At 61.5% G+C, this 23,020-nt stretch carries 21 protein-coding genes; 6 read left to right on the top strand and 15 right to left on the bottom strand.

Going from position 1 to position 23,020, the window contains the following annotated elements; genetic code table 11:
• Positions 1-16 precede the first annotated feature (16 nt).
• The 4 genes from ACFPQ5_RS04875 to ACFPQ5_RS04860 form a co-directional block, all read right to left on the bottom strand.
• A complete protein-coding gene (locus tag ACFPQ5_RS04875; protein WP_379752154.1) occupies positions 17-724 on the bottom strand; it encodes an ABC transporter ATP-binding protein in 708 nt (235 codons plus the stop codon).
• The gene (locus ACFPQ5_RS04870) at positions 721-1,494 is read right to left on the bottom strand and encodes an ABC transporter ATP-binding protein (protein ID WP_379752153.1); all 774 of its coding nucleotides are present in this window, start codon (positions 1,492-1,494) and stop codon (positions 721-723) included. The genes ACFPQ5_RS04875 and ACFPQ5_RS04870 overlap by 4 nt, the downstream gene beginning before the upstream one ends.
• Before the next feature lie 167 nt (positions 1,495-1,661).
• Entirely contained in the window at positions 1,662-3,287 is a 1,626-nt protein-coding gene (locus ACFPQ5_RS04865) for a GMC family oxidoreductase (protein WP_379752152.1), read from the bottom strand.
• Between the two features lie 13 nt (positions 3,288-3,300).
• Entirely contained in the window at positions 3,301-4,332 is a 1,032-nt protein-coding gene (locus ACFPQ5_RS04860) for an NAD(P)H-dependent flavin oxidoreductase (protein ID WP_379752151.1), read from the bottom strand.
• Between the two features lie 720 nt (positions 4,333-5,052).
• Here ACFPQ5_RS04860 and ACFPQ5_RS04855 point away from each other — a divergent pair.
• Both ACFPQ5_RS04855 and ACFPQ5_RS04850 read left to right on the top strand, forming a co-directional pair.
• Positions 5,053-5,286 (top strand): hypothetical protein, encoded by a 234-nt coding sequence (locus ACFPQ5_RS04855; protein ID WP_379752150.1) that lies wholly within the window; start codon positions 5,053-5,055, stop codon positions 5,284-5,286.
• Positions 5,287-5,716: 430 nt separating this feature from the next.
• Complete coding sequence (locus ACFPQ5_RS04850) at positions 5,717-6,514, top strand: 5'-methylthioadenosine/adenosylhomocysteine nucleosidase (protein WP_379752394.1); 798 nt, start codon at positions 5,717-5,719, stop codon at positions 6,512-6,514.
• Here ACFPQ5_RS04850 and ald read toward each other — a convergent pair.
• Entirely contained in the window at positions 6,484-7,599 is a 1,116-nt protein-coding gene (gene ald, locus ACFPQ5_RS04845) for an alanine dehydrogenase (protein WP_379752149.1), read from the bottom strand. The genes ACFPQ5_RS04850 and ald overlap by 31 nt on opposite strands.
• Positions 7,600-7,636: 37 nt before the next feature.
• On the bottom strand, positions 7,637-11,284 hold the full coding sequence (putA, locus tag ACFPQ5_RS04840) for a trifunctional transcriptional regulator/proline dehydrogenase/L-glutamate gamma-semialdehyde dehydrogenase (protein WP_379752148.1): 3,648 nt from the start codon (positions 11,282-11,284) through the stop codon (positions 7,637-7,639).
• A 207-nt stretch (positions 11,285-11,491) separates the two neighbouring features.
• Here putA and ACFPQ5_RS04835 point away from each other — a divergent pair, with 207 nt between their 5' ends.
• Entirely contained in the window at positions 11,492-11,947 is a 456-nt protein-coding gene (locus tag ACFPQ5_RS04835) for an Lrp/AsnC ligand binding domain-containing protein (RefSeq protein WP_056340766.1), read from the top strand.
• Positions 11,948-12,069: 122 nt separating this feature from the next.
• Here the strand turns inward: ACFPQ5_RS04835 and ACFPQ5_RS04830 are convergent, their stop codons facing one another.
• Positions 12,070-13,026 carry a LysR family transcriptional regulator gene (locus ACFPQ5_RS04830; protein WP_379752147.1) on the bottom strand — a complete coding sequence of 319 codons (957 nt, stop codon included), beginning with the start codon at positions 13,024-13,026 and terminating at the stop codon, positions 12,070-12,072.
• 159 nt (positions 13,027-13,185) lie between these two features.
• On the opposite strand from ACFPQ5_RS04830, the gene ACFPQ5_RS04825 reads away from it, so the two are divergent.
• Positions 13,186-13,377, top strand: a complete 192-nt coding sequence (locus ACFPQ5_RS04825; protein ID WP_379752145.1) for a hypothetical protein — start codon at positions 13,186-13,188, stop codon at positions 13,375-13,377.
• Between the two features lie 71 nt (positions 13,378-13,448).
• On the opposite strand, the gene ACFPQ5_RS04820 is transcribed toward ACFPQ5_RS04825, so the two are convergent.
• From ACFPQ5_RS04820 to ACFPQ5_RS04790, 7 genes are all read right to left on the bottom strand, one after another.
• Positions 13,449-14,039 carry a chalcone isomerase family protein gene (locus ACFPQ5_RS04820; protein WP_379752143.1) on the bottom strand — a complete coding sequence of 197 codons (591 nt, stop codon included), beginning with the start codon at positions 14,037-14,039 and terminating at the stop codon, positions 13,449-13,451.
• A gap of 20 nt (positions 14,040-14,059) precedes the next feature.
• Positions 14,060-15,667: a methyl-accepting chemotaxis protein gene (locus ACFPQ5_RS04815; protein WP_379752142.1), complete on the bottom strand. Its 1,608-nt coding sequence runs from the start codon at positions 15,665-15,667 to the stop codon at positions 14,060-14,062.
• A 146-nt stretch (positions 15,668-15,813) separates the two neighbouring features.
• Complete coding sequence (locus tag ACFPQ5_RS04810; RefSeq protein WP_379752141.1) at positions 15,814-16,314, bottom strand: DUF1003 domain-containing protein; 501 nt, start codon at positions 16,312-16,314, stop codon at positions 15,814-15,816.
• 97 nt (positions 16,315-16,411) lie between these two features.
• Entirely contained in the window at positions 16,412-16,672 is a 261-nt protein-coding gene (locus ACFPQ5_RS04805; protein ID WP_379752140.1) for a YfhL family 4Fe-4S dicluster ferredoxin, read from the bottom strand.
• 43 nt (positions 16,673-16,715) lie between these two features.
• Positions 16,716-17,213 carry a pantetheine-phosphate adenylyltransferase gene (gene coaD / locus ACFPQ5_RS04800; protein WP_379752139.1) on the bottom strand — a complete coding sequence of 166 codons (498 nt, stop codon included), beginning with the start codon at positions 17,211-17,213 and terminating at the stop codon, positions 16,716-16,718.
• A 113-nt stretch (positions 17,214-17,326) separates the two neighbouring features.
• Positions 17,327-17,974, bottom strand: a complete 648-nt coding sequence (gene rsmD / locus ACFPQ5_RS04795) for a 16S rRNA (guanine(966)-N(2))-methyltransferase RsmD (RefSeq protein WP_379752138.1) — start codon at positions 17,972-17,974, stop codon at positions 17,327-17,329.
• Positions 17,975-18,093: 119 nt separating this feature from the next.
• Positions 18,094-19,116 (bottom strand): DUF6279 family lipoprotein, encoded by a 1,023-nt coding sequence (locus ACFPQ5_RS04790; protein ID WP_379752137.1) that lies wholly within the window; start codon positions 19,114-19,116, stop codon positions 18,094-18,096.
• On the opposite strand from ACFPQ5_RS04790, the gene glmU reads away from it, so the two are divergent.
• On the top strand, positions 19,018-20,394 hold the full coding sequence (glmU, locus tag ACFPQ5_RS04785) for a bifunctional UDP-N-acetylglucosamine diphosphorylase/glucosamine-1-phosphate N-acetyltransferase GlmU (protein ID WP_379752136.1): 1,377 nt from the start codon (positions 19,018-19,020) through the stop codon (positions 20,392-20,394). The genes ACFPQ5_RS04790 and glmU overlap by 99 nt on opposite strands.
• 114 nt (positions 20,395-20,508) lie before the next feature.
• On the opposite strand, the gene ACFPQ5_RS04780 is transcribed toward glmU, so the two are convergent.
• Entirely contained in the window at positions 20,509-20,979 is a 471-nt protein-coding gene (locus ACFPQ5_RS04780; RefSeq protein WP_379752393.1) for an Lrp/AsnC family transcriptional regulator, read from the bottom strand.
• Positions 20,980-21,137: 158 nt separating this feature from the next.
• On the opposite strand from ACFPQ5_RS04780, the gene glmS reads away from it, so the two are divergent.
• Positions 21,138-22,967, top strand: coding sequence for a glutamine--fructose-6-phosphate transaminase (isomerizing) (gene glmS, locus ACFPQ5_RS04775; protein WP_379752135.1), 1,830 nt, complete (start codon positions 21,138-21,140; stop codon positions 22,965-22,967).
• Positions 22,968-23,020 lie beyond the last annotated feature (53 nt).

The following is a 23,020-nucleotide window of genomic DNA, read 5'->3' as shown; positions in this document are numbered from 1 at the left end:
GTTGATGGTGCTTCTATTAAACGCCGAGTAGCTCGGTGAGGACGGGCATGCGCGCCTCGAGGTCTTGCGCCTCGATGGTTTCGACGATTTGCCCATGTTCGACAACGTGGAAGCGGTCCGCGAGCGGGGCCGCGAAGCGGAAGTTCTGCTCGACCATGACGATGGTATAGCCCTTCGCCTTGAGCATGGTGATCATGCGGGCCAGGCCCTGCACGATGACCGGCGCGAGACCTTCCGAGATCTCGTCCAGCAGCAGCAGTCGCGCGCCGGTGCGCAGGATGCGCGCCACCGCCAGCATCTGCTGCTCGCCGCCCGACAGGCGCGTGCCCTGGCTGTGGCGGCGCTCTTTTAAATTCGGGAACATCTCGTAGATCTCGTCGATCGACATCGCGTGGCTGCCCGACTGCAAGCTTGGGGGCAGCAGCAGGTTTTCCTCGGTCGAGAGCGAAGAGAAAATGCCGCGCTCTTCAGGGCAATAGCCGACGCCGAGGTGGGCGATGCGGTGGGTCGGCAAGCCGACGGACTCGACGCCGTTGATGCGGATCGAGCCGGTGCGTTTGCCCGTCAGGCCCATGATGGCGCGCAGGGTCGTGGTACGGCCGGCGCCGTTACGGCCGAGCAGCGTGACGACTTCGCCCGGGGCGACCGAGAGGCTGATGCCATGCAGGATGTGGGATTCGCCGTACCAGGCCTGGAGGTTGGAAATCTCTAATGCGGCCGTCATGCGTGCCCCGCTTCGAGTTCGCCGTCCGCGGTGCCCATGTAGGCCTGCATCACTTGCGGATTCTTCGAGACCTCGGCATACGTGCCTTCGGCCAGCATGGCGCCGCGCTGGAGCACGGAAATCCGGTCGCAGATGCCGGACACCACGTTCATATTGTGTTCGACCATCAGGATCGTCCGTCCTTCCGACACTTTTTTGATTAATGCCGTCACCCGGTGCACGTCTTCATGTCCCATACCCTGGGTCGGTTCGTCGAGCAGCATCAGTTCCGGCTCCATCGCCAGCGTGGTCGCGATTTCCAGGGCGCGCTTGCGGCCGTAGGGCAGGTCCGCCGTGACAGTGTCGGCAAACCCGGCCAGGTCGACCTGCTCGAGCAGCGCCATGGCGCGCTCGTCCAGCGACTTCAGGGAAGATTCGCTGCGCCAGAAATGGAAACTGGTGCCGAGTTCGCGCTGCAGGCCGATGCGCACGTTCTGCAGCACGGTCAAATGCGGAAACACGGCGGAAATCTGGAAGGAGCGGATGATGCCCTGGCGCGCGATCTGCGCCGGCTTGTCGCGCGTGATGTCGCGGCCGTTGAACAGGATCTGGCCCGAGGTCGGGACCAGGAACTTGGTCAATAAATTAAAACAGGTGGTCTTGCCGGCGCCGTTCGGGCCGATCAAGGCGTGGATGTGTCCGCGCTGGACGCGCAGATCGACATCGTTCACTGCGGTAAAACCCTTGAACTCTTTGGTGAGTTTCTTCGTCTCAAGAATGACGTCTGCCATCGTGTCTCCAGTGCTTGTATTGCGTACAGCGTTACGTACAGCGTCGAGAACTACTTGGCAAATATTACACAGATCAGTTCTTTACACAATACAAGGGTTACCTGTGCAGCCGCGCACAACTGCCCTGTCTGCGCAGACCAGTTGTGCGTAAATGAACAGCTGTGTACTTATCCGTGTGCGGCCTTGACCAGCTCGGCTGCCTTTTCCGCAATCATCAGGGTCGGCGAATTCGTATTGCCGGAGGTGATGAAGGGCATGATGGAGGCGTCGACCACGCGCAGGCGCCCTACTCCGCGTACGCGCAGCTGGCTGTCGACCACGGCCAGCGGATCATCCGTTTTGCCCATCTTGCAGGTGCCGACCGGGTGGAAGATCGTGGTGCCGATCAGGCCGGCCGCTTCGGCCAGCTCTTCCTCGGTGCGATAGTGCGGACCCGGCTTGAATTCCTGCGGCTGGTAACGCGACAAGGCGGGGGCAGAGACGATGCGGCGCGTCAGAGACAAGGCGGCGGCCGCCGTCTGCCGGTCCTCTTGGGTGCTGAGGTAATTCGGCGTGATTTTCGGCGGGGCGTAACTGTCGTGGGTGCTCAGGCGCACGTGGCCGCGCGCCGTCGGGCGCAGGTTGCAGACGCTGGCCGTAAATGCCGGAAACCCGTGCAACGGGTCGCCGAATTTTTCCAGAGACAGGGGCTGGACGTGGTATTGCAGGTCCGGCGTCGCCTGCTGCGGGCTGGATTTTGCGAACGCGCCCAGTTGCGAAGGCGCCATCGACATCGGACCGCTGCGCAGGAAGGCATACTCGATGCCGATCTTCATCTTGCCGAACCAGGATGCCGCGCTCGTGTTCAGCGTCTTGACGCCCTGCACCTTATAGACCATGCGCAGCTGCAGGTGATCCTGCAAATTTTCTCCCACGCCCGGCAGCTCGACCAGCGGTTGCACGCCATGGCGCTGCAGGTGCCCGCCCTCGCCGATGCCCGACAGTTGCAGGATGTGCGGCGAGCCGATCGCGCCGGCCGCGAGCAGGGTTTCGCGGCGTGCGCGGGCGCTATATGCCTTGCCGCCGCCGGTAAATTGCACGCCGCGGCAGACTGGGCCAGAGTCAAGCTGCTCGATCAACAGGCGCTCGACGTGGCAGCCCGTCATGATGGTCAGATTCTGGCGCTGCGCCGCCGGTTTCAGGAACGCTTTCGCCGTGTTCAGGCGGATGCCGCGGCGCTGGTTGACCTCGAAGTACGAGGAACCGGCATTGTCCCCGGTATTGAAATCGTCCACCTTGTGAATGCCGACCTCGGCCGCGGCATCGCGGAAGGCGTCCAGGATTTTCCAGGACAGTCGCTGCTTTTCGACGCGCCATTCGCCGCCGGCGCCGTGGACGTCGCTGGCGCCGCGGTAATGGTCCTCGCTTTTCTTGAACAGCGGCAGCACCCGCTCCCAGCGCCAGGCATCGTCGCCGCAGGCCTCGGCCCAGCGCTCGTAGTCCTGCTTCTGGCCGCGCATGTAAATCATGCCGTTGATCGAGGAACTGCCACCCAGGACTTTACCGCGCGGATAAATCAAGGCGCGCCCGCCGAGGCCCGGATCCGGTTCGGTATTGAACAGCCAGTCGGTGCGTGGATTGCCGATGCAGTGCAGGTAACCGACGGGAATGTGGATCCACAGGTAATCGTCGCGCGCCCCCGCTTCGATCAAGAGCACCTCGACGTTCTTGTTTTGCGTCAGCCGGTTCGCCAGCACGCAGCCCGCGGTACCGGCCCCAACGATGATGTAGTCGTATTCTCCAGCCGATTCCACGTTCCACGTCTCCTCAGGTCTGCATTTCGGATGCAAGTAACTCAATCAAGCGCCCCGCCGGCATCGGCCGCGCGCGGGCAAACTCGGCGCCGGCCCACATCGACATATTTTCTGTGTCGCCGCTTTTGGCGGCGGCGGCGCGGATGCTCCCGGTCAGCGCGTTCTGGATCGGGTAAGGTGGCACCTGCGCTTCGACAGCGGCCATGCGGCGCATGAAACCGTTCTCGATGCCCCGTGCGTAACGCCCGGAAAAACTACGCGTCAGCCTTGTCACGCCCTCCCCGCTCAGGAGCCGCGCTCTATACGCCGGATGGATCGACGCTTCGTCGGTCACCAGGAAGGCGGTACCCATCTGCACAGCGCGGGCGCCCAGCTGCAGCGCGCGTTTGATGTCGGCACCCGTCATGATGCCGCCGGCGGCGATCACGGGAATCCGCACGGCCGCCACCACCGCCGGCCAGAGTTCCCGGACCGACAAGGTCGCGTCTTCCTGGCGTCCGATAAAAGTGCCGCGGTGGCCGCCCGCCTCGACGCCGGAGGCGACGACGGCATCGGCGCCGATCGCCTGCCAGGCCAGCGCTTCCTCGACGGTCGTGACGGTCCCGATCACCAGGATGCCGGCAGCATGCAGGCGTTCGACTTGGGCTTGCTCGAGGATGCCGAAAGTAAAACTGACGCCCGCCGGACGCAAACGGAGCAAGGTCTCGAACTGCGCCTCGAAATCTTCGTTCCACTGCGCCGGCAGCGGCAGTTCGCTCCAGCCCAGGCTTTCCCAGACTGGCCGCAGCAATTCGACGGCGCCGCTCACCTCCTCGCTGCTTGGTGCCGGCTTACCCTGGACAAAAAAATTCAGCAGGAAAGGACGCCCGGTCAGCGTGCGGATGCGCGCCACCTGCTGCTCGATCGTCGCCGGAGATAGCAGCGAACACGGCAGCGCGCCGAGTGCGCCGGCATTCGAGACGGCGGCTACCAATTCGGGCGTGCAGGAGCCGCCCGCCATCGGGCCCTGGATCACCGGTACCTGGAACAAGTCGTCAATGCGCATGTCCGCCTCCGTTTGCTGGATTCGATTTTCAATACACCAAGGCAAGCTTACCAGATCGTCAAAGGAATGAAAGAGGGGCCCCTGTGGATAAAGGTCTGCATATCCACAGGAACGGTTTGTGCAAAAACGCGGCTTTTACGGGACGCGAAAATCTTGTCCAGATTTGTGCCGGCAGCGATACAGCGCACCGTCACAGGCTTATACCGCGCGTAAACCAATGATTTCTCATCCGTTAACAGGCTTATCCACAGAAAATGCCAGTTGTTAACACTACTACTATCCTTGTATACCTGTTTTGGTTGTAAACCTGGGGACGCATCCGCCGCGTGGCCGCAAAAAATTTTTTTTCGATTCCTGCCATCTGTTGGACGCTTGCGTCGGATTCGCGTTCACTACTTCAGGCAACTGGAATCCGTTCGGGCCTGGAGGCCAAGGCCTGCCGTCAAGGAGACCCCGGCACCGTTCTGGCAAGCAGGGTGTGGACAAACCCATGCATATCCACAGGAACGAATGTGCAGAAACGACCGCGATGGTGGACACCCAAAATCTGTACACCTTTCGTGCAAACGCGATACAGGGCTTGTTCAGCACATCGGAGCGCGCGTAAACCCTTGAGCCTGTGAAGAAAACCGGCCTTATCCACAGTAAACGGCGGCGTTTACTATCACTACCAGTTTTATATATACCTCTCTTAATTAAATAAACAACGCGGCTTTCCCTGTGAACAGCGGCACGCGCCCGTGCCTGGCCGAAGGACAGGCCGGCTCTGCTCGAGCGCTGAGCGGTTTGGCAAAAAAAAAGAAAAGGCAGCGGTTTTTGGCTGAAGACGAGACTGCTGGTCTGCATGCCTCCAAAAAAAAATCGACGCGCATGCGTTCGCGAACGCGCGTCACGCTGTCGGCTTTTTTTTGTCCAAAAGTTTGGCAGGAAGAGAAAAGCGAACGCCGGCGGTGAATGCCAGCTTGTCGTCCTGCTCGCCTTCGTTGTGTCGCCTGGATGCTGGCCGGTCGCACCAAATGGCCTGCAACATGCCCATTGCAGGCAAAAAAAGCGCTCGGCTGTGGACAAGCCGCTGTATATCCACAGGATGCGATGTGCAGAACAGACCGCATCTGCAAGCCGCCGTTTTTTTTCCAACATCGGTGCAGGCTCGATACAATCCTTGTCCAGCTCTTTCGGCGATGCGTAAACTGCTGATCTTGTGGAGTAAACCGTTCTTATCCACAGTTGAATGCACGTTTACTATCACTACCAGAATGTATACATACCTTTATTACTGTAAACAGCAGACAGCGTGAACAGCGGGGACAAGGCCCTTGAGCAGCTCAACACCGCCGTCAAAACGCTGCCAGCACCGTTTATTTACCTGGAAAACAATCAAAAAATGCGTCTCGGGATCATCAGCGCGCTGTCTGAAGAACAGCAGGGGCTCGTGGAAGCCATGCAGAGCCCCTACAAGCTCATCCATGGCCAACGCGAGTACTGGGTCGGACAGCTGTGGGAAATCGACGCTGTGTGCGTTCTGTCGCGTATAGGCAAGGTTGCCGCGGCCATGACGGCAACAACGCTTGTGGAAAAATTCGGAGTTACCCACATCCTGTTTACGGGCGTGGCCGGTGCCGGCGAACAAACTGTGCAGGTGGGCGACATCGTGGTGGCCGATTCGCTGGTCCAGCACGACATGGATGCGAGTCCTTTATTTCCCCGCTTCGAGGTACCGCTGACCGGTTTGACGCATTTCACGGCCGACCACCGCCTGAACGCGCGCGTGCTCAATGCCGCCTATGCTTTCCTGGACGAGGATTTTATGGAAGCGATCGATGACGGCGAAAAAGCGGTGTTCAGGCTGACCCAGCCACGCATCCACCGCGGCCTGATTGCCAGCGGCGACCAGTTCATCAAGGACAGCGCCCACATCGCCGGCTTGAATGCAGCGCTGCCCGGACTGGTGGCGGTGGAAATGGAAGGCGCGGCGGTGGCGCAAGTCTGCTACGAACTGGACGTGCCCTGCGCCGTGATCCGCACGATTTCGGACAACGCCAATGAAAACGCGGCCACCGACTTCATGCGTTTCGTGAAGTCGGTGGCCGCGCGTTACGCCTTGTATATCGTCAGGCGCTTTTGTCTGCAGGAAGAAGTGTCGGTCAGCGATCAGGCCAGCAGGGTATCGGCCGGCACGTAGTCGTAGCACAGGGTTTTAGCGACGGCTTCATAGGTCACCTGGCCCTGGCACACATTTAAACCCTGGCGCAGGTGAGCGTCGTCCAGCAAGGCGCGGCGCCAGCCCTTATTCGCCAAGGCCAGCGCATGGCCGATGGTGGCGTTGTTCAGCGCAAAGGTCGAGGTACGGGCCACGGCGCCCGGCATGTTCGCCACACAATAATGGATCACGCCGTCGACCACGAAAGTCGGATCGGCGTGGGTGGTCGCATGCGAGGTTTCGAAGCAGCCGCCCTGGTCGATTGCCACGTCGACCACGACCGCCCCCTTCTTCATCTTTGAAATCATGCCGCGCGTGACCAGCTTCGGCGCCGCCGCGCCCGGCACCAGCACGCCACCGATCACCAGGTCGGCCGCCAGTACCGCTTCCTCGATCGCGTGGCCGGTCGAATACACGGTGGCGATGCGGTTGCCGTACACCAGGTCGAGCTGGCGCAGGCGGTCGATGTTTTTATCGAGCACGGTGACGCGGGCGCCGGTGCCGACCGCCATTTGCAGCGCATTCGTGCCGACCACGCCGGCGCCGATGATCACGATGTGGCCTGGCGCCACGCCCGGCACGCCGCCCAGCAGCAAGCCCATGCCGCCTTTCGATTTCTCCAGGTGCGCCGCGCCGGCCTGGATGGACATGCGCCCCGCCACTTCGCTCATCGGCGCCAGCAGCGGCAAGCCGCCGCCCGGACCGGTGATGGTTTCGTAGGCAATGCAGACCGCCTTCGATTTCACCAGGGCTGCCGTTTGCTCGGGATCGGGCGCCAGGTGCAGGTAGGTGTAGAGGATTTGCCCTTCGCGCAGCATCGCGCATTCGCCCGGCTGCGGTTCCTTCACTTTGACGATCATCTCGGCACGGGAAAAAATCTCCTGTGCCGTCTCGACGATCGTGGCGCCCGCCGCCACATATTGGTCGTCCGACAAGCCGATCTCGCTGCCGGCGTTCTTCTGGACAATCACTTGATGCCCCCGTGCGACCAGCTCGTGCACGGAAGGCGGGGTCAGGCCGACCCGGTACTCATGGTTTTTGATCTCTTTTGGAACGCCAACTAACATGTCTTCCTCCAATATGAACGGCGAAACTTCTACATTGTTACAGTCCTAAGGTCATGAGGCTTGCGTTGCCGCCAGCCGCGGTCGTGTTGACGCAAACGGCGCGTTCGGCCACCAGGCGCCACAGGGCGACCGGAGTCGACGCATCGGTATCGACGATGCCGACGATCGCGCCAGTGCGCGCCGCCAGCTGCGAGCGCACATTGCCCTGTACACCCGCTTCCAGCAGCGCGATGCCGAACTCGCACTTGTCCACTTCGGCCGCGCCGATGAAACGGATGCGGTCTTTCACCTCTGGCGGCAGTTCTTCCGGCATGGCAACGCCGGCACCGGCCAGCACGAAGGCGCGGTTGCCGGTCGCCAGGGCAGCGGCCAGCTGGTTCAGCATGCCCTTGGTCGAGTTCGCCGCGCACAGGACGACGCCGCGCGGGAAGAAGGCCAGGCTGTTTTTCTCGCCGGTCGGACCCGGCAGTGCCAGCGTGGTGCCGTTGAGCTGGGTGCGGGCATAGGTTTCGCCCAGGCTGACGATGTCCTGGTGACCATTGTTGCGGGCCCAGACCAGCAGGGCCGCCAGCGCGGCGTAGGGCGCGTTCGCATGCGTCAGCAGCGGCGTCGCCTGGCGCTGCAGGCGCTTGATGTAGAGCGGGCCGCCTGCTTTCGGACCGGTACCGGATTTGCCTTCGCCACCGAAAGGCTGGACGCCGACGACGGCGCCGACGATATTCCGGTTCACGTAGATATTGCCGACGTGGGCGCGGGTGGTGATGAAATCGATGGTCTCGTCGATGCGCGAGTGCACGCCCAGCGTCAGGCCATAACCGGTGGCGTTGATCTGCTCGACCACCTTGTTCAGGTCGGCGCGGCGGTAACGCACGATGTGCAGCACCGGACCGAAGACTTCGTGCTTCAGTTCGGCCAATGAACCGATTTCCAGCACGGTCGGCGGCACGAAGGTGCCTTGCGCCGTCACCGCGGCCGGCAGTTCCAAGGCGAAATGCTGCTTCGCGGTCGCCTTGGTGCGCTCGATATGGGCCAGCAGGTTGCGCTGGGCCTCGAGGTCGATCACGGGACCGATGTCGGTCGCCAGGCGGTCCGGGCTGCCGACGCGCAGTTCCTGCAAGGCGCCCTTCAGCATCCGAATGGTTTTGTCGGCGATATCTTCCTGCAGGAACAGCACGCGCAGGGCCGAGCAGCGCTGGCCGGCGGAATCGAATGCCGAGCTGAGGACGTCCTGCACCACCTGCTCCGGCAGCGCCGAGGAGTCGACGATCAAGGCGTTCTGGCCGCCGGTTTCGGCCACCAGCGGAATGTCGATGCCCTCCGCTTCGCCGCGCTTCGCCAGCGTGCGGTTGATCAATTGGGCGACCTCGGTCGAGCCGGTGAAGATGACGCCTTTTACGCGCGGATCCGCGGTCAGGGCGGCGCCGACCACTTCGCCGCGGCCCGGCAGCAACTGCAGGGCGGCGCGCGGGATGCCGGCTTCATAAAACAGCTCGACGGCACGGTGCGCGATCAAGGGGGTCTGCTCGGCCGGTTTCGCCAGCACGACGTTACCGGCCGCCAGGGCCGCGGCGACCTGGCCGGTGAAAATGGCGAGCGGGAAGTTCCATGGGCTGATACACGTGACCGGACCCAGGGCCTGCGCCTGCGTGGCGTCTTTCACTTGCGCGCCGTAGTAGCGCAGGAAATCCACGGCTTCGCGGATTTCCGCGATCGCGTTCGGCAGCGATTTGCCCGCTTCGCGCACGGCCAGGGCCATCAGCTCGGTGCAGTTGGCTTCGAACAGATCGGCGACGCGCGCCAGGATGGCGGCGCGCTCCCCGTTGGCGCTGGCATTCCACTCGCCGGCAAAGGCGCTGGCGGCCGCCAGGGCCGTTTCGACATCAAGCGCTGCCGCTTCCTGGACCTGGCCGACGACATCCGCGTGTTGCGCCGGGTTCTTGACGCTCAGGGTGTCGGCGCCGGCAACAACGCCCGCGATCAGCGGCGCAGCCTGGTAATGGCGCTGGCGCGACAACTCGGTGCCGAGCACGCGCAGCGCATCTTCATTGGTCAGATCGATGCCGGCCGAATTCGCACGTTCCGTGCCGAACAGCGCGCGCGGCAGGGCGATGCCCGTGTGCGGCGCGCCGCCGCTGGCGCGGGCGATCTCGAAGGGATCGTTCAGCAGGGTGTCGATGGCGACCTTTTCGTCGACGATCTGGTTCACGAACGAGGAATTCGCGCCGTTTTCCAGCAGGCGGCGTACCAGGTAGGCGAGCAGGGTTTCGTGCGAACCGACCGGCGCATAGATGCGGCAAGCCTTGTTCAGGTTCTCTTGACCCACGACCTGGTCGTACAGCGTTTCTCCCATGCCGTGCAGGCACTGGAATTCGTAGTTGTCGATGCCGCGTTCCTTGGCCCAGGTGTAGATCACGGACAGGGTGTGCGCATTGTGGGTCGCGAACTGGGCGTAGATGACATCGGTCGCACCCAGCAGTTTATTTGCGCAGGTCAGGTAGGACACGTCCGTATACACCTTGCGGGTATAGACCGGGAAGCCCGGCATGCCGTCCACTTGGGCGCGCTTGATCTCGGCGTCCCAATACGCACCCTTTACTAAACGCACCATGAACTTGCGGCCGCTGCGCTTGGCCAGGTCGATCACGTAGTCGATCACGAAGGGGCAGCGTTTTTGATAGCCCTGCACCACCAGGCCGATGCCCTCAAAAGCGGCCAGTTCCGGATCGAATGCCAGCGCTTCCAGCATGTCGAGGGAGATCTCGAGGCGGTCCGCCTCTTCCGCGTCGATATTGATGCCGATGTCGTAGCCCTTGGCCAGCAGCACCAGGCTGCGCACGCGCGGCAGCAGTTCGCTCATCACGCGGCTCGACTGGGCGCGGCTGTAGCGCGGGTGCAGCGCCGACAGTTTGATGGAAATGCCGGGACCGGCCTTGATGCCGCGGCCGTTGGAGGCCTTGCCGATCGCGTGGATCGCTTTTTCATAGGAGGCGTAATAGCTCTGCGCATCGCTTTCCGTCAGCGCCGCCTCGCCCAGCATGTCGTAGGAGTATTGATAGCCGCGCGCTTCGTTCGGCTGGCTGTTTTTCAGCGCTTCCTCGATGGTCTGGCCGGTCACGAACTGGTTGCCGAGCATGCGCATCGCGAGGTCGACGCCCTTGCGGATCAGCGGCTCGCCGCCCTTGGCGATCAATCTCGTCATGGCCGAACCGAGGCCGCGCTCGCTGTTGCTCGAGACGAGTTTGCCGGTAATCAAGAGGCCCCAGGTCGCGGCGTTCACGAACAGGGAAGGCGATTCGCCCAGGTGGCTGCGCCAGTCGCCGCGGCTGATTTTATCGGCGATCAGGCGGTCGGCGGTGGCGCTGTCGGGAATGCGCAGCAGGGCTTCGGCCAGGCACATCAGGGCGACGCCCTCTTCCGAGGACAGCGAAAATTCGTGCATCAGCGCATCCACGCCCGAAGCGCGCGTGCGTTTAGCGCGCACGGCGGAGACCAGGCGATGCGCCAGCGGTTTCGCCTCCGCGCTCGGACGCGCGCCTTGCGCCAGCAGCCATTGCACGGCCTCGGTTTCGTCGCGGCGGTAGGCAGCCGTGATGGCGCTGCGCAGCGGAGTCTGCTCGGGTTTGATCTCGGCCTGGAAAGCGTCGAAGGGAACGAAGGTGGTGGCGGCCGGAGCGGCGATCTGCATGGTGTGTCTTATAGGTTCAGGTCAAAGGGGCGCACAGCAAAACGCGCCGTACTGCTAAGCAGCCGGCGCGCGTTTTGGTACGTGCTTCAATCGTTTGATTGTATGAGGATTTCCTCTGGATTAATTCTGTTTTTAATGGGCACTAGCAATAGATAGTTTTTGGTGCGAGAATTCGACCAAATAATATTTACGCCCAGGAGAGACGGCATGCTGGACAAGATTTCGAAAAAAATTCTCGCCGAGTTGCAGAACGACGGCCGCATCAGCAACGTCGAGCTGGCGACCCGCGTGAACCTGTCGCCGGCAGCCTGTCTCGAGCGCGTGCGCAAACTGCACGAGTCCGGCTACATCATGGGTTATACGGCCCAATTGAATCCCCAGCTGCTGGATGTGTCGCTGCTGGTGTTCATCGAAGTCGTGCTGGATCGCACCACGCCGGAAGTGTTCGACGCCTTTAAACAGAGCGTGCAGCTGATTCCGGAAGTGCTGGAATGCCATATGGTGGCGGGCGGCTTCGATTACCTCGTGAAAGCGCGCGTAAAAGATATGGCGGCTTACCGCGAATTCCTGGGTAAAACGCTGCTGCAGAAGGGGGTGCGCGAGACGCACACCTATGCAGTGATGGAAGAAGTCAAGAATACGACCAAGCTGCCGATCCGATAATTCGTTTGGTGGGTGCTCTGTGCCCACCAAACGATGCGTTAACACGGCGCATGCATCGGTGGGCACGGGGCGCCCACCCTACGTCATCAGCACAGAGTGCCCACCGATTCCATGGGCCGCGTTTATGCCGCGACGCGCTCGCCTTTCGGCGCCGTCGCCTGCGCCGCCGTCGCTTCCAGATTATTGCGCAACCAGCGGTGCGCCGGGCTGCGGCCGTCGCGTTCGTGCCAGAGCATGTCCAGGTGCACGGCCGGCAGCTGGAATGGCAATTCGCGCCAGACCAGCGATTCGGTCATGCCGGTCGAAACCATCAGGTGTTTCGGCAGCACGGTAATCAGGTCCGAATTCGCTACCACCCGTCCCGCCGTGAAGAACTGGTTCACGGTCAGCAAAATGCGCCGTTCGCGCCCGATTTGCGCCAGGGCTTCGTCGACCAGGCCGTGGGCGCGGCCGGAGAAGCTCACCAATAAATGGTTCGCCTTGCAGTAGGCATCGAGGTCGAGCTTGCTGCCGGCGAGCGGGTGGTTCTTGCGCATCACGCACACGTACTGGCCGGAATACAGGCGCTCGTGGCGGATCGGCGAACCGGTTTCATACGATAACTGCGCCGCCACGCCGGGGAAGAAGCCGACGGCCAGGTCGATGTCGCCGCGCAGCAGCATCGGACGCGGTTCGCGCGTGGTCAGCGGCACCATGCGAATGTTGACGCCGGGCGCTTCGCTTTCGATCGAACGCATCAGGGACGGCAGCCAGTACGCGGCGGTGGCGTCGGCCATCGCCATGCGGAAAGTGGCTTGCGCTTTCGAGACATCGAAGGTTTCCGGCATTACAGCCGCTTCCAGCGACGCGAGGGCGGCGCGCACCGAGGGCCACAGCGCTTCGGCGCGCGGCGTCGGTTTTACGCCGTAGGCGGTGCGGATCAGGAGTTCATCCCCCAGGCTTTCGCGCAAGCGTTTAATGGCATTCGATACGGCCGGCTGGGTCATCGCCAGGTGGCCGGCGGCGCGCGTCAGGTTTTGTTCGGTCATGACTGCGTCGAATACACGCAGCAGGTTCAGGTCCAGGGTCAGGAAGCTCATGGCAATGTCTCGTTGGCGTTCAACACGCGTCTATTGGTCTGCGTCAAAGTGTACCCGATTTCATTCACGATCAATATAAGGCACATCAGAAAACGAAATTAGATTTATATGCTGCATTGCACTATAGTTCTAAAAAACAACATACCGTAGTCAAACATCATGTCTTTCGCTGACGCTTTCACCATGTATTCCTTGCCGCTGCTGTCGATCGCCGAGCTCGTGCGTGGCGCCCTCGTGCTGTCGCTCGTGGCCAGCCTGCTGATGTTCTTCCGTCCCCTGCTTTCCGGCCTGGTGCGCGCTCTGGTCCTGACCGTGCGTCCACGCACTACGCGCCGCCAGCGCACCGCTTGAGCTAGCAATACCGCATAAAAAAACGCGGCGTCCGGTTTCCCGGCGCCGCGTTTTTGTTTGAGATAAGACGCTCAGCGCGCGTCGCCCAGCAGGGCCGGTTTCAGCGAGCGGTCGACCGGCTTGTCTCCCAGCCAGATGCGCAGCACCGCATTATAAAAATTCAGGTCGGAAGCGGCTTCACCGATGCGCTTGCCGTTCAGTTCGCACACGGTGCCGGTGCCCGGAATCCAGTCCATGTGCATCACGTCGCCCTTCTTGATGTCGTCGACGGCCGCGAACATCTCGCCGAACTTGCCGAGCTGGCCGACGATCTTCGCCTTTTCCGCTTTATCCAGGTTCTCGTTGATGCCATCCATGAAGGCTTTACCCAGGTCTTCGGCTGGAATGTCGCGTGCCATCACCAGGGTGACGCGGCGCGGACCATCCATTTTCAGGATGTCGGCCACGTTGTTCTTCTTTTCCGGCAGATACAGGCCAGCGGCATACACCTTGATGACGAGCTTGGTGCGCATGCCGGCGCCATTCAACTTTAAATCCTTGCCGGCGACCTTGTTCGTGTCCTCGAACTTGATGCCGTTGACGTCGACGGCGGCTTGGGCGCCGCAGGCGGCTGCCAGGGCGGCGCAGGCAAGGACGAGTTTGGTGTGCTTTATGAAAATCATGTTGTCTCCGTTGGTCATTATTATGTGTTCGCCCCGGCTGGCGCCGGCAGGCGCTGCAGCGTGTCGTTCGTCGCCAGGGCGGGTGCTGCCAATTTAAAAATGCTGACCGCGCGCGCCAGCTGCGCGGCTTGCTCCTGCATCGAGGCCGCGGCGGCGGCGGCCTCTTCGACCAGGGCGGCGTTTTCCTGGGTGCCCTGGTCCATCTCGACGACATTTCGGCTGACCTGGGCGATGCCGGCACTTTGCTCGGCGCTGGCGGCCGTGATCTCGGCCATGATGTCGGTGACGCGGCGCACGCTGGCGACGACTTCGCGCATGGTGGCGCCGGCCTGCTCGACCAGCAGGCTGCCCTCCCTGACCTTGTCGCTGGAGTCGCCGATCAGGACCTTGATCTCTTTCGCCGCCGCCGCCGAGCGCTGGGCCAGGCTGCGCACTTCGGAAGCGACCACGGCAAAGCCGCGCCCCTGCTCGCCCGCGCGCGCCGCCTCGACGGCGGCGTTCAGGGCCAGGATATTGGTCTGGAAGGCAATCCCGTCGATGACGCCGATGATGTCGACGATGCGCTGCGAGGAGCGGGTGATCGAGCCCATGGTATCGACCACCTGCCCCACGACTTGCCCGCCGCGCGCGGCGACAGTCGAGGCCTGGGCGGCGAGGGCGTTCGCCTGGCGTGCGTTGTCCGCGTTTTGCTGGACGGTATCGGTGAGCGTGCGCATCGAATCGGCCGTGTGGCCGAGTGAGGCGGCCTGCTGTTCGGTACGGGAAGACAGGTCGATGTTGCCGCTGGCAATCTGGCTCGAGCTCGACGCCATCGCTTCGGTGTTGACGCGCACGTCGGCCACGATGCGCTGCAGGCTGTCGTTCATGTGGCGCAGGGCGCCCATCATCTGCCCGGTTTCATCCTGCGTCTCGACCCGGATCTCGCTGGTCAGATCGCCATCGGCCACGCGGCGCGCGATTTTGACGACGTGGCGCAGCGGCCGCACGATGCTGCGGGTCGCCAGCCAGGCCACGCCCAGCGAGATGACGCCCGCTACCGCGGCCAGGATCAAGACCAGCAGCTGCGTGCGGCGGGTGACCTGGCTCGCCTGCTCGCCGGCCGCTGTCATGGCCGTGTTCTGGTAAGCGATGAACTTGTCGAGCTGCTCGAAATACTTGGTTTGCTGGGGCCGCAGCGAAAACATGAATTTCACCATGGCCTCGTCCTTGCGTTCTTCCAGCACGAGCTTACTAAATGCCTGCTGGGCCGGCAGGAATTTGGCCTGGATCGCGGCCAGTGCCGTCAGGATCTTCGCGCCCTCGGGTTCGCCCGTGCTGTGCGCCAGCGCGGCGACGGCGGCGCTGGCGTTCGCGCTTTTTTTCTGTACGGTTTCGAGTTCCCTGCGCACCTGGTCCGGATCGCTCATCACCAGCACGCTGAGCATGCCGCGCGTGGCTTCGTTGACGTCGGCTTTAATGGCATTTGCGCTCACCGTATTCGCATAGCGCAAATGAATCAGGGCGCTCATCTCGTCGTTCAGGCTGGCCAGGCGCGTATAGGACAGGCCGGCCAATAAAACCAGCAGGGAAATGACGATGCCAAAGCCGATCGCCAGGCGCTGGCCGATGCGCAAGTTATTGATGTTCACAGAACTTCCCGTTTCTCGTCGAAAAAGAATGGTCGTGCTAAAACAGCAATATCAATATAGCACCAAAATCTTGTCTAAAATCAAGACAAAATGACTATTTCAATGCTGCAACGGCACAAAACAACGGGAAACGAATTTTGATGGGCTCAGTGGTTTTTGCGATCGATGGCTTCCAGCACGCTAGTGGTATCCGCCGGCTGCGCCAATTCCTCGGCTTTCGCGTCGGGTTTATCCACCAGATTCGGCGACTCTTTCCGGATCTCTTCCAGCATGGCGATGATCTTGCTGGTCTTTTCGTCGGACAGCAGGCTGATTTGCAGATCGAGGTGGGCATTGCGCTCCGCCAGTTTGGACATCCGATTCTGGCGGATCAGCACGGTGGTGGAAATAATGAACGCGTTCAGCGAAACAAAACCCTGCAGCCAGAAAAACGGCGGCTCATCGAGTTCGGTCAAATCGAAGACGGGCGCCAGCGAATTCCAGGCAATCCAGAACACGATAAAACAGGCGTTGACGGCGAAATAGCCGGGACTGCCCAAAAATAAGCTGATGCGCTCGACGATTTTCTGGGCCGGCGTCGCCTTTTCTTCATGGCGTGCGCAATACTCGGCGATCGTGCCGATATTCTCGTCGATGGTCGGCGGCAAGGCGCCGCCGGTGGAGGAATCGTCCGCGCTGGCCATGGCCGAGCATAGCATGGCCGAATAAGGGCCCGCGCCCGGGTGCGCCGACCCGGGCGGCGCTTCAGGCGGCGTTCTTGGCGGCCGTCAGGCGTTCGTATTTGGCCATCAATTCTTCGCGCGTTTCACGCCAGGCCGGGTTGAACGGAATGCAGGCGACCGGGCACAGGGCCTGGCACTGCGGTTCGTCGAAGTGGCCGACGCATTCCGTGCATTTATGCGGGTCGATCTCGTAGATCTCTTCGCCCATCGAAATGGCGTCGTTCGGGCATTCGGGCTCGCACACGTCGCAATTGATGCAATCGTCGGTAATCAGTAAGGCCATGATGTTGCTGCTTAATGTGAATGCCTGGTCAGTGAATGCCTGATCAGGCTTGCGGCAGATTCATGGATGCAATTTTCTTTTGCAGCCAACGGTCGACCGAAGGGAAAACGAATTTCGACACATCGCCGCCCAGCATCGCAATCTCGCGCACGATGGTGCCGGAGATGAATTGATATTGGTCCGACGGGGTCAGGAACAGGGTTTCGACGTCGGGCAGCAGATAGCGGTTCATGCCGGCCATCTGGAATTCGTACTCGAAGTCGGACACGGCGCGCAGGCCGCGCACGATCACGCGCGCATCATGCTTGCGCACGAAATCCTTCAATAGGCCGGAAAAACTCTCGACCTTCACGTTCGGGTAATGGCCCAGCACCTCGTTGGCGATCTCCAGGCGCTCCTCGAGCGAGAAGAACGGCTTCTTGTTCTTGCTGTCGGCAACGCCGACGACCAGCGTGTCGAACAGGCCCGATGCCCGGCGGACCAGATCTTCATGGCCGCGCGTCAGCGGATCGAAGGTACCTGGATAAACGGCTACTACCATTGCGGCTCCCCTGTGAGAAACACCTGTGTTGGAACGCGCATTATGCCTGAAAATCCGGCAGATGCCCCAGCATAGAGCCCTTTTTGCCCGCAAATTGAGCAAACTTCGGTCGTTTAAGCCTTGTTTTCGTGCAAGTTATCTTTGAGCTTGAGCAAGTGGTAGTAGACCATGCCAGCCTTGTCGGCGCGGATTTGTTCCCAAGGCAGCAGCCAGTCCGGCATATCGTCTCCCTGCGGCAGCGCGTATTCCGCTTCCACATACACCAGGCCGTCTTCTTTCAACAGGTCGATGCACAGGGGCAGCGCCTTGGCCACGAATTCCTGCTGATACGGCGGATCGAGGAAGATGACATCGAAACGCTGGCCACGTGCCGCCATGTCACGCGCCACGATAAAAGCGTCGCCGCGCAGCACGTTGACGTTGGTCGCTTTCAGGGTGTCCTTGTTCGCTTCCAGCTGGCGCGCGGCCGCTGCATGAAAATCGAGCAGGGTCACCGAACGGGCGCCGCGGCTGGCCGCTTCGAAGCCGAGCGCGCCGCTGCCGGCGAACAAATCCAGACAATCGACCTGCGCCCAGTCGCCGCCGACCTGGTGGTGCAGCCAGTTAAACACGGTCTCGCGGACGCGGTCCGGGGTCGGGCGCAGGCCGAGGGCGTCGAGTACCGGCAGCAGGCGCCGTTTCCATTCGCCGCCGATGATGCGGACCTGTTGCGGAGCGAGACGGGGGCGGCCGTGCGCTCCTTGCGATTTACTTTTCTGCATGGCGCGCACTATACCAGAGCGTTCGACAGACCCCATGGCTGCGTTGCGTCGTCTCGCCGTACAGGTGTACTGTCTTCGACTCCGCGCCTTGCCCTGGGGCCCATCGAACGCTCTGGCGCTTATTTGGCTTCCTTGGCCAGCGCATTGAAATCGTCGATCCACCCTTGCATGCGCTTTTGGGCATGGGCTTTCTGAACCGGCGTGGCAATCCGGATCGCCGTCAGGATGTAATTCGAAGTCGCATTGATATAGCTGTCATAAAAGCCTTTGCGTTCCGGCGCATCCATGCGCGTAAAAAACTCGCGGATCAGGGCCGTGATCATCGTGCTGGTCTGTTCCTTGCCAGGCTTTTCCGCCTGAATCTTGCGCGCCAGGGCCAGGATCTTGCGCTGCCGGTAAATGCGTTCCTCGAGCCAGATGTTGTTGTCGAGCGGACGCGCATCCGAGGCACGGCGCAGCGCCTTTTCCTGTTCGTTGCTGAAACCGCCGAACCACAATTTGAATTGTTCCATCGATTTGTCGAAGCGCGCCTCGTTGCGCTTTTCGACGCTGCCGCTGACGAACTTGCGCCGGTATTCCTCGTTTTTCTTGTTAAACCGCTGTTCCATCTGCTCGATCTGGTCCGGGGTGAGCGAACGGGCCAGGTCGACCATGTCGGGGACGGCCTTCATGGCCAGGGTTTCGGTGCGGCTGCGAATTTCGCGGTAGTCGTTGATCAGGTCCTGCTGGGTCGGATTGCCGGCCAGCTGGCGCTGGAAAGTGCCGAGCAGGGCTGCGTAATCGTGGAGCTGGGTTTTGCGGTGCCATTGAAACAGTTCGTTGATGTCGCGTTTGACCCAATCGGACTGATCGCCTTCAAAGTCGACATAGGCGTCCAGCCACCAGTACAGTAGGGTGTCGCCGTGGTTGTAGCTGAAACGAATCGTGCTGCAGGCGGCCAACAATGCAAATAAAGCAATAAGGAACAATCCACGCGTGCGCTGGTACAAGGGGTCATGCGTGCTAAACTTTTTCATCTTATTAACTCTTCTTGAATACGGCTTATGAACGTTGTCATCCTTGCTGCCGGCATGGGAAAGCGCATGCAGTCCGCGCTGCCTAAAGTGTTGCATCCGCTGGCGGGAAAGCCGCTGTTGCAGCATGTCATCGATACCGCCCGCCTCCTGCGGCCGAGTAAATTATGCGTGATTTACGGACACGGGGGCGCAGCGGTGCCGGAGATGGTAGCCAGGCTGGCCCAGGATGGCGAAGCCCCGATTGACACCGCCCTGCAGCAGCCGCAGCTCGGTACCGGCCACGCCGTGATGCAGGCCGTGCCGCAACTCGACGAGAACGTGCCGACCCTGGTGCTGTACGGCGACGTGCCGCTGACGACGAGCGACTCGCTGCGCCGCCTGGTCGAGGCGGCCGGTAGCGACAAGCTCGGCATTCTCACCGTCGAGCAGGCCAATCCCTTTGGTTTGGGCCGCATCGTCCGCGAAAACGGCCGCATCGTGCGCATCGTCGAAGAAAAGGATGCGAGCGAAACCGAGCGCGCGATCCGTGAGATCAACAGCGGCATCATGGCGATTCCGACGCGTCACCTGAAACGCTGGCTGGCCGCCCTGTCGAACAACAATGCGCAAGGCGAGTATTACCTCACTGACATCGTGTCGCAGGCGGTCGCCGACGGCGTCGAAGTCGTCTCGGCTTCTCCTGCCGGCGAATGGGAAGTGGCGGGCGTGAACAGCAAGGTCCAATTGGCCGAGCTCGAGCGCCGGCATCAATTGAACATCGCCAATGCCCTGCTGGAAAAAGGCATCACGCTGATGGACCCGGCCCGCCTCGACGTGCGTGGCGAACTGATCTGCGGACGCGACGTCGTGATCGACGTCGGCTGCGTCTTCGAGGGCCGCGTGGAACTGGCCGATGGCGTGAAAGTCGGTCCGCACTGCGTGCTGGTGAATGCGGCCATTGGCGCCGGCGCCCAGATCAAACCGTTCTGCCATATCGAAGACGCAGTGGTCGGCGCCGCCTCGCAGATCGGTCCGTATGCGCGCCTGCGTCCGGGCACCCAGCTGGGTGAAGATGTCCACATCGGCAACTTCGTCGAAGTAAAAAACAGCCAGGTCGCCGCGCACAGCAAGGCCAATCACCTGGCCTATGTTGGCGACGCCACAGTCGGCTCGCGCGTCAACATCGGCGCCGGCACCATCACCTGCAATTACGATGGCGCCAACAAATTCCGCACGGTGATCGAGGACGACGCGTTTATCGGCAGCGACAGCCAGTTAGTGGCGCCGGTGACGGTCGGCAAGGGCGCGACCCTGGGCGCCGGCACCACGCTGACCAAGGATGCCCCGGCCGGCAAGCTGACCATTTCCCGTCCCAAGCAGATGACCATCGAAGGCTGGACCCGTCCAGTCAAGAAGCCGAAGTAATCCACCGCTTGTACAGGGCTTATCGACTCGAAAATCACAGGGATATCCACCCGCTTATGCAGGGGATATCCGCTGTGATTGCACACCCTTCTGCACAGGATTATCCACAGGCACTTACACCGCGATGCGGGTGTCGAACTTGCTCCTGAAGGTCGAAAAATAAGCCTTCACGTTGCGTACGTTGGCGTGCGTGGCGAACAGCCGGTGCGCCAGCGCATGGTAGGCCGGCATGTCGGCCACTTGGATGATCAGCACGAAGTCCGGACCGGGCGCGACGCGGTAGCACTGCAGCACGGCTTGCTCCTTGTCTGCCAGTTTTTCGAAGTCCGCCATGCGCTCAGCCGCTTGGATATCCAGCGTGATCTCGACGATGGCCGTCAGGCGCGCCCCGACCTTTTCGGGGTCGACAATTGCAACTTGCCGTGCGATAACACCATTCTCGGTCAGCTGCTTGACGCGGCGCAGGCAAGTGGGTGGTGAGACGTGAACTTGTTCCGCCAGCTCCGCATTCGTCTGCGATGCATCAGTTTGCAGGGCGTTCAGGATGCGACGATCAAGTTCGTCCAGGCTAACGTTAGTCGTCATGAAATTTTCAATAAAAATTGATCGATAAATGAAAGAATGTTTCATCTTTCATGGTTCGTGAAATTTTATATCAAAAAATGGTGCGCTCTGAAAGCATATTTCATACGCATTGCCGTAGGATATCCTTCATTGCTAATTTTTTATAACGAGGTCTGTTCATGTGCGGTATCGTCGGCGCAGTTGCTCAACGTAACATCACCCCTATCCTGATCGAGGGCCTGAAGCGCCTCGAATACCGCGGCTATGACTCCTGCGGCGTCGCCCTGCACGTCGAAGGCCGCCTGGCCCGTTCGCGCAGCACCTCGCGCGTGGCCGACCTCGAAACGCAGATCCAGGGCACCGGCCTGCAAGGTTTTACGGGCATCGCCCACACCCGCTGGGCCACCCACGGCGCCCCGGCCTCGCACAATGCCCACCCGCACTTCTCGCCGAACGAAGAAACGGCGCGCATCGCACTGGTGCACAACGGCATCATCGAAAACCACGACGAGCTGCGTAGCGAACTCAAGGGACTGGGCTACGAATTCACCAGCCAGACCGACACCGAAGTCATCGCCCACCTGGTCGACCACATGTACAACGGCGACCTGTTCGACACCGTCCAGCAAGCCGTGAAACGCCTGCACGGCGCGTATGCGATCGCCGTGTTCTCGCGCGAAGAACCGCACCGCGTCGTCGCCGCGCGCCAGGGCTCGCCGCTGATCCTCGGCGTGGGCGAGGGCGAGAACTTCGTCGCCTCGGACGCCATGGCGCTGGCCGGCACCACGAACCAGATCATTTATTTGGAAGAAGGCGACGTCGTCGACCTGCAACTGTCGCGCTACTGGATCGTCGACAGCGAAGGTAAACCGGTCGAGCGCGAAGTCAAAACCGTGCACGCCCACACCGGCGCGGCCGAGCTGGGCCCGTACCGCCACTACATGCAGAAGGAAATTTTCGAGCAGCCGCGCGTCATCGGCGACACGCTCGAGGGCGTCACCGGCATCATGCCGGAACTGTTCGGCGACAAGGCCTATCAAATCTTCAAGGACATCGACCGTGTCCTGATCCTGGCCTGCGGCACCAGCTACTATGCCGGCCTCACCGCCAAATACTGGATCGAGTGCATCGCCAAGCTGCCGGTCAACGTCGAGATCGCCAGCGAATACCGTTATCGGGACAGCGTGCCGCACCCGAAAACCCTGGTCGTCACCATCTCGCAATCCGGAGAAACGGCCGACACCCTGGCCGCCCTGAAACACGCGCGCAGCCTGGGCATGCCGTACACGCTGACCATCTGCAACGTGTCGACCAGCGCCATGGTGCGCGAATGCGAACTGGCCTACATCACCCGCGCCGGCGTCGAAGTCGGCGTCGCCTCGACCAAGGCGTTTACGACCCAGCTGGCCGCGCTGTTCTTGCTTACGCTCACCCTAGCGCAAGTGAATGGCCGCCTGACCGACGAACAGGAAGCCGAGCATTTAAAACAGATGCGCCACCTGCCGGTCGCGATCGCCTCCGTGCTGGCGCTGGAACCGCAGATCATCGCCTGGGCCGAAGAATTTGCCCGTAAGGAAAACGCCCTGTTCCTGGGCCGCGGCATGCACTACCCGATCGCCCTGGAAGGCGCCTTGAAACTGAAGGAAATCTCGTACATCCACGCCGAAGCCTATCCGGCAGGCGAACTGAAACACGGCCCGCTGGCGCTGGTGACCGAAGAGATGCCGGTCGTGACCATCGCCCCGAACGATGCGCTGCTGGAAAAGCTGAAATCGAACATGCAGGAAGTGCGTGCGCGCGGCGGCCAGCTGTACGTGTTCGCCGACGTCGATTCGCGCATCACTTCCGGTGAGGGCCTGCACGTGATCCGCCTGCCGGAACACTATGGAGAGCTGTCCCCGATCCTGCACGTCTGCGCACTGCAGCTGCTCGCTTACCACACGGCGCTGGCGCGTGGAACCGACGTCGACAAGCCGCGCAATCTGGCGAAGTCGGTGACGGTCGAATAATTCAAGTGGCCATCACAAAGAGCCCGGGCATTGCCCGGGCTTTTTTATTGCTC

The organism is Massilia suwonensis (assembly GCF_042655665.1).
GTDB lineage: Bacteria > Pseudomonadota > Gammaproteobacteria > Burkholderiales > Burkholderiaceae_D > Telluria > Telluria suwonensis.
The sequence above is the reverse complement of the archived record's forward strand: the minus strand, read 5'-3'. Positions and strand labels throughout refer to the sequence as shown.

Bases quoted from the DNA above. Each gene is read 5' to 3' on its own strand.
- ACFPQ5_RS04875 (WP_379752154.1), bottom strand. From the start codon at position 724: ATGACGGCCGCATTAGAGATTTCCAACCTCCAGGCCTGGTACGGCGAA.
- ACFPQ5_RS04870 (WP_379752153.1), bottom strand. From the start codon at position 1,494: ATGGCAGACGTCATTCTTGAGACGAAGAAACTCACCAAAGAGTTCAAG.
- ACFPQ5_RS04860 (WP_379752151.1), bottom strand. From the start codon at position 4,332: ATGCGCATTGACGACTTGTTCCAGGTACCGGTGATCCAGGGCCCGATG.
- ACFPQ5_RS04850 (WP_379752394.1), top strand. From the start codon at position 5,717: ATGCGTCTCGGGATCATCAGCGCGCTGTCTGAAGAACAGCAGGGGCTC.
- ald (WP_379752149.1), bottom strand. From the start codon at position 7,599: ATGTTAGTTGGCGTTCCAAAAGAGATCAAAAACCATGAGTACCGGGTC.
- putA (WP_379752148.1), bottom strand. From the start codon at position 11,284: ATGCAGATCGCCGCTCCGGCCGCCACCACCTTCGTTCCCTTCGACGCT.
- ACFPQ5_RS04835 (WP_056340766.1), top strand. From the start codon at position 11,492: ATGCTGGACAAGATTTCGAAAAAAATTCTCGCCGAGTTGCAGAACGAC.
- ACFPQ5_RS04830 (WP_379752147.1), bottom strand. From the start codon at position 13,026: ATGAGCTTCCTGACCCTGGACCTGAACCTGCTGCGTGTATTCGACGCA.
- ACFPQ5_RS04825 (WP_379752145.1), top strand. From the start codon at position 13,186: ATGTCTTTCGCTGACGCTTTCACCATGTATTCCTTGCCGCTGCTGTCG.
- ACFPQ5_RS04820 (WP_379752143.1), bottom strand. From the start codon at position 14,039: ATGATTTTCATAAAGCACACCAAACTCGTCCTTGCCTGCGCCGCCCTG.
- ACFPQ5_RS04805 (WP_379752140.1), bottom strand. From the start codon at position 16,672: ATGGCCTTACTGATTACCGACGATTGCATCAATTGCGACGTGTGCGAG.
- coaD (WP_379752139.1), bottom strand. From the start codon at position 17,213: ATGGTAGTAGCCGTTTATCCAGGTACCTTCGATCCGCTGACGCGCGGC.
- rsmD (WP_379752138.1), bottom strand. From the start codon at position 17,974: ATGCAGAAAAGTAAATCGCAAGGAGCGCACGGCCGCCCCCGTCTCGCT.
- glmU (WP_379752136.1), top strand. From the start codon at position 19,018: ATGAACGTTGTCATCCTTGCTGCCGGCATGGGAAAGCGCATGCAGTCC.
- ACFPQ5_RS04790 (WP_379752137.1), bottom strand. From the start codon at position 19,116: ATGCTGCAACAGCGGCTTTCCCGCCAGCGGATGCAACACTTTAGGCAG.
- ACFPQ5_RS04780 (WP_379752393.1), bottom strand. From the start codon at position 20,979: ATGACGACTAACGTTAGCCTGGACGAACTTGATCGTCGCATCCTGAAC.
- glmS (WP_379752135.1), top strand. From the start codon at position 21,138: ATGTGCGGTATCGTCGGCGCAGTTGCTCAACGTAACATCACCCCTATC.